Here is a 14,416-nt window from a genome sequence, read left to right on the forward strand (position 1 = left end):
AACTGTATTAAAAATCAATGTATAATGTTCAATTTAAACTCAAAAAGTTCTTATAAGGAGTAGGTTGTTTTATACGATCTACTCCTTACAAAATTACTTCAGTCGAATCCTAGAATTTCATCATCGAAGGATCGTAAGGTTTGCCATTTATTGTGAATTTACCTTGGTCCAAACTCACTTCAATTACATAATCCGTACCTTGAACTGTAATGAGCCCAGTTTGCTGCAATGCGGTTAGTTGTTTATTCGTTTGCATTTCAGCTAATTGCTCAGGGGTTAGAGCGGGCTGAGCTGTTTGGCCTCCAGCTTGATTTGCTTGGAGTTGCTGGGTTAAGGTTTGTTGTAGATCAGGTTTTTTGGAAATTTGTTGCATTACCGATTGCTTCATAACTGCTTTTACAGCCTCTGAAGGAATTTGCAACTTCGCTTTACCTTGAATCTTTTGCATCATTTCAAATGGATTAGCATTTTCACCTTTAGGCAAAGTTACATAAAGATTACCTTCAATCTGTCCTTGAGGAATCTTAAGGCTAAGCTTAGAAACTTCAAACTCGGCACCCTTGTTAAATAATTTGGGCAGCTCGGGAAGAAGAGCAAGCATGGCTTGTTGGCGTTGAATATCATTACCATTTTGCATAGCGGTAGTTTGTTGGTTAATTTTAGCCAACACATCTGCGTCAAGATTTCTTAAAGCAACATCCAATTCTCCTGGACCATAATTTTGTCCGTTTGCTAATACTGATTTTATAGCCAAGTTAAAATGAGTATTAAACAGATGTTGTTCAATATCGCTATCTGACTTGATGATAAGATCGTTCAAAGCAAACATTTTTTGTTCTTTTACAAAAACATTAAATGAAGGAAGAGAGAAATTTGCATCCCCCAAATACAAGCCGGCAGGTGTTTCATGTAAATCATAATCACTGGATACTTGATTTAAACTAATTCGGGTATCATCTTTAATAGCATTTAAACCCTCTAAGACAATTTTACCCGCAACTTTACTCATTCCCGAAGACATGGTGGTTTTTGAATCCATTCCTAACCATTCAAGAGTACCTGAACCATCTTTTGCAATTAATTTAAAATTAGGAACATTGAATTCCACAGTACTTTCATTAAGGTAATTAACAAAAATACTTAAATCTAACTGTGGTTTTACAGAGTTTGGAGTAAATTGAGCTTCGAATTGTTTATTGTATTCTGCAGGAAATGGAAAAATTGCCTCACCATAACCTAATCCAAAACGTAAGCGTTTATTGGAAAAAATAAATGGGCCATGGTGGATGGTTAATGGCATCTCCATGTTATAGTCTTGAGCAGGAAGAGTTTTAGATTGTCCATTTTCATCTTGAACTACACGCTCGGGAATATGCAGACGCCATTTAATTTGGGCTTCAGAGCTAAATAATCCTTTATTGTACTGTTGGATTTCAGCATATAATCCATTAGATTGGTCAATTACTTGTATATTCTTTCTGATTGTTCGTTCAGTAAGAACGCCCATACCATAATACCCGCCTAGAATTAGAACGGCCAGGATAATGACTAATCCTGTAAATTTTTTCATTCTCTTCTCCATGTTATTAATTCGCATGCAAAAACTGCAGCTGAAAGTATAACAGCAAATAACATCAGAGTGCGATAAGCTTATAAAAAAACAGTGTTAACTATTTTCTGCTTAATCAATAAAAATTTCAGGCACTTAGGAATGGCTTGTTGGCTTACAATACGTTTCCTTCACGGTAAATGCCAACACGAGTGCGATTATGGAGCAAAGCGGTAGCAACTTCAAACCTGCTTGGAAATCAGAAAGTAATAGCGTTTCGACATTATAAGAACGAGCACCAGATACCATATCGACCAATCGGCCCACTAAAGGCTGTAATGACGCCCCAACAAAAATGGATATCATGTTAGTAAATGCAATAGAAGTTCCTATCACGTTTCTATCATGGATTTCGGTGGAAACGGCGTAGGCAATAGCGACACCTGTATTGGTCAATCCGAAAAGAAAGAAGAGTAAATAAGCTGAGTTTTGACTTAAAGTTGGGCTGAATACATATAAGGAAGTAAAAATAACACCGAATAATGCAGAGAGGATCATTAATGGTTTACGACGTCCCATCTTATCGGAGAGCCAACCTGATAAAGGACCACTAATACCCCATCCGATGAAAATTAATCCCGTAGCAAAAGCAGCGGCATGTGCACCTAATCCCCTACCAAATTGTAGATAGGCAGGACCGATTGCCTCGCCAATAACAGCAGTTGGGCCGAATAAAAATCCAGCATATAACGCATTCAGCCAAGTTTGTCTGCATGACAATATAATTTTTAAACTTTGAAGAATACTAAGCTGATTTATAGAGCGAATCTCACTTCGATGTTCACCCGGTTTATCTTGTACAAATTGATACAATAAAGCTGCTAGAGCAATGAACAGAAAAGCAATAATCAACATACTGTGGCGCCATCCCACATTAGTGACTAAAAATGAAACTGGAGCCTCTCCAGCTGCCGCACCCAGCATTCCTAAAGCCTGGGTTAAACCTGCAAGCAACCCGAGCATTGTGGGAGGAAACCAAGATGTTGCCAATCTGAGAGAACAAACAAAAGCAAAAGCGGCACTAAAACCTATAAGCATCCTACCTATTGAGCCCATGAATAGGCTATCCGCAAGACCAAACACACAACATCCAAAAGCGGTAACCAATGACATCACAGTGAGTAGCCAACGTATACTTAAACGATCTACAGTAAGGCCTACTGGAATCTGCATGAGGATGTAAGGAATATAAAATGAGGCAGTTAAAATACCAAATCCTGCTTCATTGATTCCGAAATCAATTTGTAAGTAGCGATGCATTACTCCAGGGGCAACACGAGCCATATAATCAGAAAAATAGAATGCAGCAGCTAATCCCCATACTAACCAGGCAAATCCTAAATAATTTTTACCGGTATAAATTTCTACTCTTGACTCATGTATTTTGTTCATAAACTCTCTACGCTAATAAGATCCTAATTGGCTTTGAAGGGTTACAACGCACACATCAAAAAACAATCCCAGGATAAAGATTGTCAGCATTTCATTGATCGACTCAATTTTATATTGCTAGGAGTATAAAAATGAAAAAAACTAAAAATATTTATCCAAAAAATGAGCAATAAATCTGTAAAACAAAACCTACATTATACTGCTGTTGTCATTTATTTCAACACATAGTTTGATTTCATTTTCATAGGTACAGAAAATGGTTATAATTAGGTTGTTTAATTTTAAGGTATAAAATATACCTGTTATTGCTATATGTACATTTCTTTGGGTTATTGTTAAACCAAAATGCTATCATATCGCTCAACATTTACTACTAAGGCTAAAAATGAACGCTCTTAACCTTGCAATTAAAGAAGCTCTTGATGCAGCTGGAACTACTAAAGAAGCAAATAAAGCTTATCTTGAATTTATCAAGGCTAACTTCATCATCCCTGTAGAACAAAGTTTAAATGACGAGCAACCCAGGGTTTTATTTCTGCAAGAGCAAGGCCATATATTCCTTCCTGTGTTCACGGATATGAGCTATCTTGATGCGTGGGCAGTAGATATTGCACATGAAATCCATTTGCTAAAATTATCTGGCGTCGACTTGCTTAAGGGGCTTGGTGATCAGGTGACCCTATGTCTGAACATAGGTACTGAATTTTATAAGGAATTTAATCCATCTGAAATCGCACGAATGCGATCAATGGTTCTCAAACTTTTCAAAAATTAGATCTAACTTAGACAACCACTTCATTCAAATGTGGTAACGACGAGAGATCTTCTGTCTTGCTCGGCAGTCAGAGAAGATCCCTCATATATATATAGTTTATGCAACCAACTCAAACAATTGATATCCAACGATTGCAGAAGCTGCTATTGCACCGCTAATTTCAATCACTAATGATAAAAAGCCATGCTTATGACCATACTCTTTATCATTCGCAGCTACTACTTCGTTTACGGTCAGTTCTTCATTTTCTAAGGCATTCAACTCAAATAAAGGTTCTTCGCCCTCCATTGCATCCCACCATCCTTCTAACCAGTGTTCTGCTTGTTGGGTTCCTTCACGAAATGGATTATCCTCTTCAGCTACTTCTGCCAGCGCACATTCGTATCCAAATGCGTAACTGTCTTCATAGCTTGGATGTTCAACATTAAAACGTAATTTAATATGTGGTAGTAAGGCTGTTATGTCGTTCATGGTTATACCCTCTATTTATTCGCACAGTATTTCCTATAATACTGTTAATAATTTCTACACTTAAGACAATTTTACGACTTTCTATTAACGCTTATTTACCAAATAAAAACATTTACTAATTCTTGACAAATTTTCTTTTAGCATGCAAAAAATAACTTCAGAATCAATTTGAGTTTTATAATGCTATATTATATTAAGCAAGAATCAGGCCAAGTTTTTTTTGTATCTTTAAAAAACAGAAAAAATAGAGTAAGTACAAAAAGAAGGATAAAATGTAAATTTGTGGCAGAACTTACCTTTTTGCCGGCAAATTTTGCCGCTAGTACATGTTATTACTATGGTGCTAAACGATGAAACGTCCAGTGTCCATTTTTTAGATAATAATGAATTCTATCGTGCAAACGATTGTCTCGACCTTGCCAAAATTCGATTTCATCAGGAATAACCTTGTAACCTCCCCAAAATGTGGGTCGTAACACAGGTTCTTGCCCATGCTTTTGAATTAACTCATTTAGAGCGTTCTCCAAAACTTGTCTTCCCGCAACCTCATGACTTTGTGGGGAAACAATAGCACTGAATTGGCTTTTTATAGGTCTTGTTGAAAAATAAAGATCTGATTGTTCTTTATCAATTGGTTTGATTTGTCCACGAATACGTACTTGTCTAGCCATTTGTGGCCAGTAAAAATTAAGTGCTACGTATGGCTTATTTTGAATCTGTTTTGCTTTTTTACTTTGATAATTTGTATAAAAAACAAAACTCCCACCTTCCAAACCTTTTAATAACACGACTCGAGAATCTGGTAAACCTTGATCATCTACTGTGGAGAGCACCATAGCTGTAGGATCATTTTTTTCATTTTTTAAAACATCTTCAAACCAAAGCTTAAATTGAACAATTGGATCTTCTGGAAGTGATTGCTCATCTAAATTGAGCTCTCCATACTCTCGTCTTATATCCGCAATGCTTCGAAAATTTGTCATGAAGTACCATAAAAATAGGGTTAATGAAATATCAGCAGTCTTACTGGTAGGAACTAAGTACACCTGGGTTAGGAATTTATCTTAACCCAGGCAACCTCCAAATAAATTACCAGCCTGTAACTTCGGCAATTGCATCACCTAGATCTGCAGGCGAACGTACAGTTCTCACGCCTGCTGCTTCTAAAGCGACATATTTTTCTGCTGCAGTCCCTTTGCCACCCGAAATGATTGCACCAGCATGCCCCATACGTTTCCCAGCAGGTGCTGTTACCCCTGCAATATAGGATACTACGGGTTTGCTGACATGCGATTTAATGTATTCAGCAGCTTCTTCTTCTGCAGATCCACCGATCTCCCCTACCATAATAATGGCTTCAGTTTTAGGATCCTGCTCAAATAAAGCTAAAGCATCAATAAAACTGGTTCCTGGAATGGGATCGCCGCCTATACCGATACACGTACTTTGGCCAAAACCTTTATCTGTAGTTTGTTTTACTGCTTCATACGTTAATGTTCCTGAACGTGAAACAATACCTACTTTTCCAGGTAAATGAATAGAACCGGGCATAATTCCAATTTTGCACTCGCCGGGGGTAATAATTCCAGGACAATTGGGTCCAATCAAACGAGCTTGAGTATTATTTTCCAAATACACTTTAACTTGTAACATATCCAGTACGGGAACACCCTCAGTGATACAAACAATTAATTGAATGCCCGCATCAGCCGCTTCTAAAATAGAATCTTTACAAAAGGGCGCCGGAACGTAGATCACGCTCGCTTCCGCTTTGGTTTCTTCCACGGCTTCGCGCATGGTATTAAATACCGGTAAATCTAAATGCTTCTGCCCGCCTTTGCCTGGGGTCACACCACCAACCATACGTGTGCCATAAGCAATCGCTTGTTCTGAATGATAAGTTCCTTGCTTTCCAGTAAACCCCTGACACAATACCTTAGTATTTTTATTAACCAATACACTCATTGTTAACCTCGAAATTTAGTAATTAAGCAACAGCTGCCACAATCTTTTTCGCAGCATCAGTTAAACTGGTTGCAGCAATCACATTCAAATCACTTTTATTTAAAATATCAGCACCTAGTTGTGCATTATTACCCTCAAGACGTACTACCACAGGAATTTTCACATCGACTTCTTCCACTGCGGCCAAAATACCATCGGCAATCAGGTCACAACGAACGATGCCTCCAAAAATATTGACTAAAATGCCTTTGACTTTGTCATCAGAAACAATAATTTTCAGTGCCTCACTTACTCGTTCCTTAGTCGCACCACCACCCACATCTAGGAAGTTAGCGGGTTCACCACCGTGAAGTTTAATCACATCCATAGTCGCCATCGCCAAACCCGCACCGTTCACCATGCAACCAATGGTTCCATCCAGAGGAATATAGTTTAACTCCCAATCGCTGGCACGATTTTCCCGCTCATCTTCTTGACTGGTATCGCGCATGCTTTTTAATTTAGGTTGGCGGTATAATGCGTTGCCATCTATATTAATTTTTCCATCCAAACAAATTAATTGTTCTTGTTTTGTCACTACAAGTGGATTGATTTCTAATAAGCTCAGATCACAATCAACAAACATTTTACCCAAGCCCATCATCAACTGTGTAAATTGCTTTATTTGATCGTCTTTAAGACCTAATTTGAATGCCACCTCCCGACATTGGAATGGCATGACACCAACTAATGGATCCATAATTACTTTAAAAATTTTTTCGGGCGTTTCTTCAGCCACTTTTTCTATTTCTACACCACCTTCCGTAGAAGCCATGAATACGACGCGACGGGTAGCGCGATCAACAACCGCGCCAAGATATAATTCTCTGCCGATATCACATGTTTCTTCAATTAAAACAGCATTAACCGGTTGTCCATGAGCATCAGTTTGATAAGTAACTAAACGAGTACCTAATAATGCTTTAACTGCTGCAGCTAATTCATCTTTATTTGCTACTAACTTCACACCACCGGCTTTTCCCCTACCCCCAGCATGTACTTGTGCTTTAACAACCCAACGGGGAGTAGATAACTGTGCGGCAACTTGCATTGCATCTTCAACGCTGTAAGCGACTTCACCGTTTGGTACGGGTAGATTGTAGCTAGCAAATAATTGTTTGGCCTGGTATTCATGTAAATTCATTGCGATTACCTTTCTAAAAAAGCAAAATCCGTCACTAGCATAAGTGTTAATTTATGCATCATATCCTGGACACGAATAATAAGATCAACAGCAGGATATACTTAGATAAATTTAAAACCTCTGGGTTCCAGCTACGCCTTCCCCCAGATACATTTATGCGTCAATGCGAATTTCACTGTTACATTTCATTAAACATTAAGCAAAAGACGAGCAGGATCTTCCAATAACTCTTTCACACTTACCAAAAACTGTACTGAATCTTTACCGTCAATCAATCGATGATCATAAGATAAAGCCACATACATCATAGGACGAATCACTATTTGTCCTTTTTCCACTACAGGTCTATCTTCAATTTTGTGCATTCCCAAAATTCCTGTTTGGGGTGGATTAATGATCGGAGTTGCCAATAAAGAACCAAATACCCCACCATTAGTAATAGTAAAGGTACCTCCTTGCATATCTTCCATGGCTAATTTACCCTCTCTAGCCTTTTTTGCAGCATCGTTGATTGCTAATTCAATATCAGCCATACTCATCTGATCCGCATCACGAATCACCGGTACGACCAGCCCTCTTTCTGTAGATACCGCAATACCTATATCATAAAAGCCATGATAGACCACATCCTGACCATCTATAGAGGCATTCACTGCGGGAAAACGCTTTAATGACTCAACGACTGCTTTGGTGAAAAAAGACATAAATCCAAGTTTTACACCATGTTTTTTCTCGAAACTGTCTTTATATTGAGCACGCAAATCCATAACGGCTTTCAAATTTACTTCATTAAAAGTCGTCAACATCGCTGCATTGTGTTGCGCTTCTAATAAGCGCTCCGCAATTTTAGCCCTTAACCGTGTCATTGGAACTCGACGTTCTTCACGTAGGCCCATAGATGCTTTGGGGGGTTGCTCTTTCCCACTTTCTTTAGCGGATGTTTTTTCTCTACTCGACTCTATGTAAGCGAGAACATCTTCTTTCGTAATCCGACCTTCTTTGCCACTGCCTTTTATTTGCCCAGGTTGAAGGTCATGTTCTGCCATTATGCGTCGAACTACAGGACTGGTTGACTTATCTTCTTTTGCACTTACTTCCTCACGTTCAGCCTGTTCATTTTCCTTCAGTGATTCAGCTTTATCTTCTTTCTTCTCGGCTTGAGCCTCAGATCCAGCGCCAGCTTTTATTTTTGCAAGTAATTGGCCAGAACGAACTGTGTCGCCTGTTTGAAACATTATTTCAGCCAGTATTCCATCAGCAGGAGCCGGGACTTCCAAGACGACTTTGTCCGTTTCCAAATCGAGTAAATTCTCATCACGAGTAACTTTATCACCTACTTTTTTATGCCATGCAGCTACAGTTGCATCAGCCACCGATTCAGGCAAAACAGGTACTTTGACTTCAATAGACATGGTTATACCTTCTTATTTTATTAAATTCGTTAACACATTGTAACCTGGGTAAAAAGCAAAGCAGTAATCCAGACTACGATAAACTTACAATCAGTCCAATAAAGCTTGCTCTACTAAAGCTTGTTGTTCTTTTGCATGCAGAGCAGGGCTTCCTGCTGCAGGTGCCGCAGCAAATTCTCTTCCGGCATAATGCAAGGTTTGTTCAGGACGCAAACAATCTAATATATTATGTTGAGAAGAGAACCATACTCCTTGATTCTGCGGCTCTTCCTGACACCAAATAATCTTCTTGGCTTGAGGATATTTATTGAGCTCCGTAGTAAGTGCTTTTTTAGGGAACGGATATAATTGCTCAATTCGCACCAATGCAATATGGTTTAATTCTTTATCACGACGCATTTGCAGCAAATCATAATAAACTTTTCCACAGCACAGTACCACTTTTGTAACTTTTTGTGCATCTATCGCATCAATTTCCGGAATAATAGTGTGAAACTTACCTTTGAATAAATCCTCCAAAGGAGAAACTGCTAGTTTATGACGTAGCAGACTCTTGGGAGTCATAACAATTAATGGCTTACGGAAATTACGGATAACCTGTCTTCTTAATAAATGGAAGATCTGAGCAGGGGTAGTTGGCGTACAAACTTGCATATTGTGCTGAGCGCAAAGTTGCATGTAACGCTCTAGACGGGCAGAAGAGTGCTCAGGGCCTTGTCCTTCATATCCATGAGGCAAGAGCATAACTAAACCACATAGACGACCCCATTTTTGCTCACCAGAACTAATGAATTGATCGATAACCACTTGCGCCCCATTGGCGAAATCACCGAACTGAGCTTCCCAAAGTACCAAGAAATTAGGTGCAGAGGCGGCGAACCCATATTCGAAAGCCAATACGGCTTCTTCAGAAAGCACTGAATCGATTACTGAAAAAGGGCGGTCTAGTTCATTAGTTATTTGTTCTAAAGGTGTAAAGGTTTCTCCAGTTTCAGCATCATGCAATACAGCATGACGATGAGCAAAAGTTCCTCTTCCAGAATCCTGGCCAGATAAACGAACCCCATAACCTTCTTGAACTAAACTAGCGTATGCCATTATCTCAGCATACCCCCAGTTCATTGGTAAATCACCGGCCGTCATTTTATCGCGCTCATTTAATAAGCGTTGAACCACCGGATGTAATGTAAAGCCTTTCGGTAACTCGCTTAAGATTTTAGCTAATTTTTGTAAGTTGTCTTTTTTAATAGTGGTATCTACTTTATCCGTCCATTTTGCATTCAGATAGGGAGTCCAATCTACTGCATACTTTCCTTCATAATCACCATGAACCAGATCGACAACCGCTTTACCCTGATCCAGAGTATCACGATATGCTTCTACTAATTGTTCAGCATCTTTACTGGTTAGTAAACCTTCTTGGGTCAATTGCTCGGCATAGATTTCACGCAGAGGACGCATGGATTTAATTTTACGGTACATCGCAGGTTGAGTTACCGCAGGTTCATCTGCCTCATTGTGCCCGTGGCGTCGATAACATACGAGATCCACTACGACATCTCGTTTAAATTTCATTCTGAAATCAAATGCAAGCTTCGTTGCGAATACGACCGCTTCGGGATCATCACCATTCACATGTAAAACAGGTGCCTGAACCATTTTGGCCACATCAGTACAATATAAAGTAGAGCGTGCATCCAAAGGATTACTGGTAGTAAAGCCTATTTGGTTATTAATAACAATGTGGACTGTACCACCCGTGCTATAACCACGTGCCTGAGAAAAATTAAAGGTTTCCATCACCACGCCCTGACCGGCAAATGCAGCATCCCCATGGATAACAATAGGAACAACTTTTTCCTTTTTGCCCAGATCGCTACGACGACCTAAACGAGAACGTACCGACCCCTCTACTACAGGTCCAATAATTTCTAAATGTGAGGGGTTAAAAGCCAAAGCCAGATGTACTACTGAACCTGAATTGGTTCTTATATCTGAAGAAAAGCCTAAATGATATTTCACATCCCCAGTACGTTCATATTTTATTTTTCCTTCAAACTCTTGGAACAATTGATTGGGTTCTTTACCCAATACATTCACCAACACATTTAAACGACCTCGATGTGCCATACCGATAACTAACTCTTTAACATTAGCTTTACCGGCACACTCAATGATTTCTTTCATCATGGGAATTAATGAATCGCCCCCTTCAAGAGAGAATCGCTTTTGCCCTACATAACGTGTCCCTAAATAACGTTCCAAACCGTCTGCAGCAATTAAGTCTTTTAAAATTTGCATTTTTTTTGCCGCATCTAATTTAAGTCGACCGCGTACCGACTCCATTCGTGCTTGTAGCCATTCTATTTCTTCAGTATTAGAAATATGCATGTATTCAATACCAATACTGCTGCAATACGTTTCGCGCAGCGCTTGATATATTTCGTCCAGAGTCATTTCTGGACCATCAAATGTAGTGCCTGCAAAAAACTTACGATTTCTATCTACATTAGATAAGTGGTGATACTCCAGTTCCAGTGCAGGGACCGGTGTGCGTTCTGTCATTTCCAATGGATCAAGTTTAGCCGCATGATGACCCAATGAGCGATATGCGTTGATCAAGTCGGCAATCCTAAATTGCTGACTGTCTGAGGCTTGGGCTACAGGTATGGTTTTTTTATCTGCATTCTGCAAAAAATAATCACGAATATCTCTATGTGAGAATTCCTTTTCGGTATTCACCTTAGGCAAAGCACTAAATACTGCTCGCCAATCGGATGAAACCGAGCTGGGGTCAGCAAGATAATCTTCATACAGACTATCAACATAAGCCATACTTCCGCCAGATAAATAGGAAGAAGCCCATTTTTTTTGCAGATCGGAACTGCTCATTTTCTTTTCTCCAAAGGGGTATTAATCACTACCACCAGTAAATTGGGTATTCCACTCATCCCCGTGGATAAAACAGCTATCCCCGCAAGTGCGGGGATCATCCTTATACTGGTTTCGAGCACATTTAAGAGGTTCCCCGTCTTACAGGAATTATATTTTTCTATATATGGCTTTTACCAGTACCAATAAACAAGAAAAGTACTATTAGGTTTCTTGTGTCAACATTTGTAGGCGAATCTCGGAAATTGCTTTCGTCGGATTGAGTCCTTTTGGGCAGACATTAGTACAATTCATAATACTTCGACACCGAAACACACTGAATGGATCTTGTAATTTATCCAAACGATGAGCTGTTGCGGTATCACGGCTGTCTGCTAAAAATCGTCTTGCCTGTAATAAACCAGCAGGACCAACAAATTTTTCAGGATTCCACCAGAATGAAGGACACGAACTGGTACAACATGCGCACAAAATACATTCATATAATCCATCAAGTTGAGCGCGTTCCTCTGGTGATTGCAACCGTTCTTGGGCTGGTGGAATCTCATTATTTTGCAAATAAGGCTCGATACGCTCGTATTGCTGATAAAACTGCGTCATATCCACTGCTAAATCACGAATAACTGGAAATCCCGGTAAAGGACGAATAACAATTTTATCAGTATTCAACTGGGACACATGGGTAATACATGCCAAGCCATTTGTCCCATTAATATTCATGCCATCTGAACCGCATACTCCTTCGCGACAAGAACGTCTGTACGTAATTGAGGGATCCTGCTCTGCTTTCAAACGTTCAAGTAACGTAAGTAACATAGGATCACTTTTAACTGGAATCTCCAATTCATAATCTTTCATATAAGGCTTAGCATCCACCTCAGGATTATAGCGATATATTGATAGGGTCAATGTTCTACTATCTGCTGCCATGTAATGTATCCTCTTTAGTAAACGCGTTCTTTTGGCGCAAAAGGCTCGACGTGCTTGGGTGATGTATTCACGGGACGAAAGTCAATCTTCTCACCTTCCTCAAAATATAGCGTATGTTTAATCCAGTTGGCATCATCACGTTTCGGATAATCTTCACGACTATGAGCACCTCGACTTTCCGTACGAACAATTGCAGACTGCGCTGTAGCATATGCAGTTGCCATTAAATTATCTAACTCTAATGCAGTGACTCGCTCCGTATTGAATATCTTGCTTTTGTCTTCTAATTTAGCATGTGCTAAACGTTCCCGCAGAGCCTGAAGACGTTTTAAGCCAGAAGCCATTACTTCACCGGTTCTGAAGACGCCAAAGTCCTCTTGCATTACACGTTGCATTTCATCATGAATCACTGCTGGGCTTTCACCCTCAGTTGAATTGTTCCATCGATTATATCGCTGTAAAGACGGAGCAATATCATCCTCACTAATATAATTCATCTCAGGTAAATGATTTGATTGCCATAACTCTTCAACATGCAATCCTGCTGCTCGACCAAAAACGACTAAGTCCAGTAATGAATTACCACCTAAACGGTTTGCACCATGTACCGAAACGCACGCGCACTCACCTACGGCATATAAACCTTCTACGATATGTTCTACACCGTTGGTTTTGGTAAGTACTTGCCCATGCATATTTGTAGGGATACCACCCATGCTGTAGTGGCAGGTAGGAACCACTGGAATTGGTTCAACAATTGGATCAACTCCGGCGAATTTCATAGATAACTCACGAATACCAGGTAAGCGTGACTTAATCAGATCGGCACCTAAGTGATCCAATTTTAATTTAACGTGATCCACTCCTTTGGGATCAAAACCTTTACCTGCACGGATCTCGAGAGCCATAGAGCGAGCAACTACATCCCGGGAAGCTAAATCTTTAACTCTCGGTGCATAACGCTCCATAAAACGTTCACCGTCTTTGTTAATCAGATAACCGCCTTCACCTCGACACCCTTCAGTTACCAAAACACCGGCTCCAGCAATTCCGGTAGGATGGAATTGCCACATTTCCATATCTTGTAAGGGGATACCTGCCCTTAATGCGATACCAAAACCATCCCCGGTATTAATAAAGGCATTGGTTGTCGATTGATAAATACGACCTGCACCACCGGTAGCCAAAATACATACTCGCGATTGGAAAAATACGACTTCACCGGTTTCGATACACATTGCAGTAACACCAGATATATGTCCATGCGAATCTTTAACAAGATCAAGAGCATACCATTCACTAAATACGTGTGTTTTAGCTTTTAAATTTTGTTGATAGAGGGTATGTAATAAAGCATGTCCAGTTCTATCCGCTGCAGCACAAGTACGTGCTGCTTGATCACCACCAAAATTCTTGGATTGACCACCAAACTGGCGTTGATAAATTCTGCCATTATCCATGCGTGAAAAAGGCAATCCCATATGCTCAAGTTCATATACGGCTTCGGGACCTGTTTTACACAGGTATTCAATTGAATCTTGATCCCCAATATAGTCCGCCCCTTTCACGGTATCATACATATGCCAACGCCAATCATCATCGTGCGCATTACCCAATGCGCAAGTAATACCTCCTTGAGCAGATACTGTATGTGAACGAGTTGGAAATACTTTAGATAGAAGTGCGACCTTTAAGCCAGAATTTGCCATCTGCAATGCGGCACGCATTCCAGCTCCACCAGCTCCAATAATTACTGCATCAAATGTGTTACGTGCAATTGCCATGCT

Annotated in this window: 11 protein-coding genes; 1 reads left to right on the top strand and 10 read right to left on the bottom strand. The window is 39.8% G+C overall.

Going from position 1 to position 14,416, the window contains the following annotated elements; translation table 11 throughout:
* Nucleotides 1-109 precede the first annotated feature (109 nt).
* Both ACWTE2_RS30015 and ACWTE2_RS30020 read right to left on the bottom strand, forming a co-directional pair.
* The gene (locus tag ACWTE2_RS30015; RefSeq protein ID WP_454785633.1) at nt 110-1,570 is read right to left on the bottom strand and encodes a YdgA family protein; all 1,461 of its coding nucleotides are present in this window, start codon (nt 1,568-1,570) and stop codon (nt 110-112) included.
* Nucleotides 1,571-1,705: 135 nt separating this feature from the next.
* Nucleotides 1,706-3,001, bottom strand: a complete 1,296-nt coding sequence (locus ACWTE2_RS30020) for an MFS transporter (protein WP_454785634.1) — start codon at nt 2,999-3,001, stop codon at nt 1,706-1,708.
* Nucleotides 3,002-3,386: 385 nt separating this feature from the next.
* Here ACWTE2_RS30020 and ACWTE2_RS30025 point away from each other — a divergent pair, with 385 nt between their 5' ends.
* Nucleotides 3,387-3,776 carry an SseB family protein gene (locus ACWTE2_RS30025; RefSeq protein WP_182392441.1) on the top strand — a complete coding sequence of 130 codons (390 nt, stop codon included), beginning with the start codon at nt 3,387-3,389 and terminating at the stop codon, nt 3,774-3,776.
* A gap of 96 nt (nt 3,777-3,872) precedes the next feature.
* Here ACWTE2_RS30025 and ACWTE2_RS30030 read toward each other — a convergent pair whose 3' ends face one another.
* The 8 genes from ACWTE2_RS30030 to sdhA all read right to left on the bottom strand — a co-directional run bounded on the left by ACWTE2_RS30030 (nt 3,873) and on the right by sdhA (nt 14,413).
* Nucleotides 3,873-4,247, bottom strand: a complete 375-nt coding sequence (locus ACWTE2_RS30030; protein ID WP_454785635.1) for a transmission trait enhancer LetE — start codon at nt 4,245-4,247, stop codon at nt 3,873-3,875.
* 335 nt (nt 4,248-4,582) lie between these two features.
* Nucleotides 4,583-5,230, bottom strand: a complete 648-nt coding sequence (gene pdxH / locus ACWTE2_RS30035; RefSeq protein WP_454785636.1) for a pyridoxamine 5'-phosphate oxidase — start codon at nt 5,228-5,230, stop codon at nt 4,583-4,585.
* Between the two features lie 106 nt (nt 5,231-5,336).
* On the bottom strand, nt 5,337-6,212 hold the full coding sequence (gene sucD, locus ACWTE2_RS30040) for a succinate--CoA ligase subunit alpha (RefSeq protein WP_454785637.1): 876 nt from the start codon (nt 6,210-6,212) through the stop codon (nt 5,337-5,339).
* A 22-nt stretch (nt 6,213-6,234) separates the two neighbouring features.
* Nucleotides 6,235-7,395, bottom strand: a complete 1,161-nt coding sequence (sucC, locus tag ACWTE2_RS30045) for an ADP-forming succinate--CoA ligase subunit beta (protein WP_454785638.1) — start codon at nt 7,393-7,395, stop codon at nt 6,235-6,237.
* A 188-nt stretch (nt 7,396-7,583) separates the two neighbouring features.
* Nucleotides 7,584-8,807 (bottom strand): 2-oxoglutarate dehydrogenase complex dihydrolipoyllysine-residue succinyltransferase, encoded by a 1,224-nt coding sequence (gene odhB, locus ACWTE2_RS30050; protein ID WP_454785639.1) that lies wholly within the window; start codon nt 8,805-8,807, stop codon nt 7,584-7,586.
* Nucleotides 8,808-8,897: 90 nt separating this feature from the next.
* Nucleotides 8,898-11,699, bottom strand: coding sequence for a 2-oxoglutarate dehydrogenase E1 component (locus ACWTE2_RS30055; RefSeq protein WP_454785640.1), 2,802 nt, complete (start codon nt 11,697-11,699; stop codon nt 8,898-8,900).
* Between the two features lie 204 nt (nt 11,700-11,903).
* Nucleotides 11,904-12,629, bottom strand: a complete 726-nt coding sequence (locus ACWTE2_RS30060; protein WP_454785641.1) for a succinate dehydrogenase iron-sulfur subunit — start codon at nt 12,627-12,629, stop codon at nt 11,904-11,906.
* A 14-nt stretch (nt 12,630-12,643) separates the two neighbouring features.
* Nucleotides 12,644-14,413, bottom strand: coding sequence for a succinate dehydrogenase flavoprotein subunit (gene sdhA / locus ACWTE2_RS30065; protein WP_454785642.1), 1,770 nt, complete (start codon nt 14,411-14,413; stop codon nt 12,644-12,646).
* Nucleotides 14,414-14,416 lie beyond the last annotated feature (3 nt).

The organism is Legionella nigrisilvae (genome assembly GCF_977063395.2).

Coding starts and splice junctions, on each gene's coding strand:
- ACWTE2_RS30020 (WP_454785634.1), bottom strand. CDS start 3,001: ATGAACAAAATACATGAGTCAAGAGTAGAAATTTATACCGGTAAAAAT.
- sdhA (WP_454785642.1), bottom strand. CDS start 14,413: ATGGCAATTGCACGTAACACATTTGATGCAGTAATTATTGGAGCTGGT.
- ACWTE2_RS30060 (WP_454785641.1), bottom strand. CDS start 12,629: ATGGCAGCAGATAGTAGAACATTGACCCTATCAATATATCGCTATAAT.
- sucC (WP_454785638.1), bottom strand. CDS start 7,395: ATGAATTTACATGAATACCAGGCCAAACAATTATTTGCTAGCTACAAT.
- ACWTE2_RS30030 (WP_454785635.1), bottom strand. CDS start 4,247: ATGAACGACATAACAGCCTTACTACCACATATTAAATTACGTTTTAAT.
- ACWTE2_RS30055 (WP_454785640.1), bottom strand. CDS start 11,699: ATGAGCAGTTCCGATCTGCAAAAAAAATGGGCTTCTTCCTATTTATCT.
- ACWTE2_RS30015 (WP_454785633.1), bottom strand. CDS start 1,570: ATGAAAAAATTTACAGGATTAGTCATTATCCTGGCCGTTCTAATTCTA.
- ACWTE2_RS30025 (WP_182392441.1), top strand. CDS start 3,387: ATGAACGCTCTTAACCTTGCAATTAAAGAAGCTCTTGATGCAGCTGGA.
- odhB (WP_454785639.1), bottom strand. CDS start 8,807: ATGTCTATTGAAGTCAAAGTACCTGTTTTGCCTGAATCGGTGGCTGAT.
- pdxH (WP_454785636.1), bottom strand. CDS start 5,230: ATGACAAATTTTCGAAGCATTGCGGATATAAGACGAGAGTATGGAGAG.
- sucD (WP_454785637.1), bottom strand. CDS start 6,212: ATGAGTGTATTGGTTAATAAAAATACTAAGGTATTGTGTCAGGGGTTT.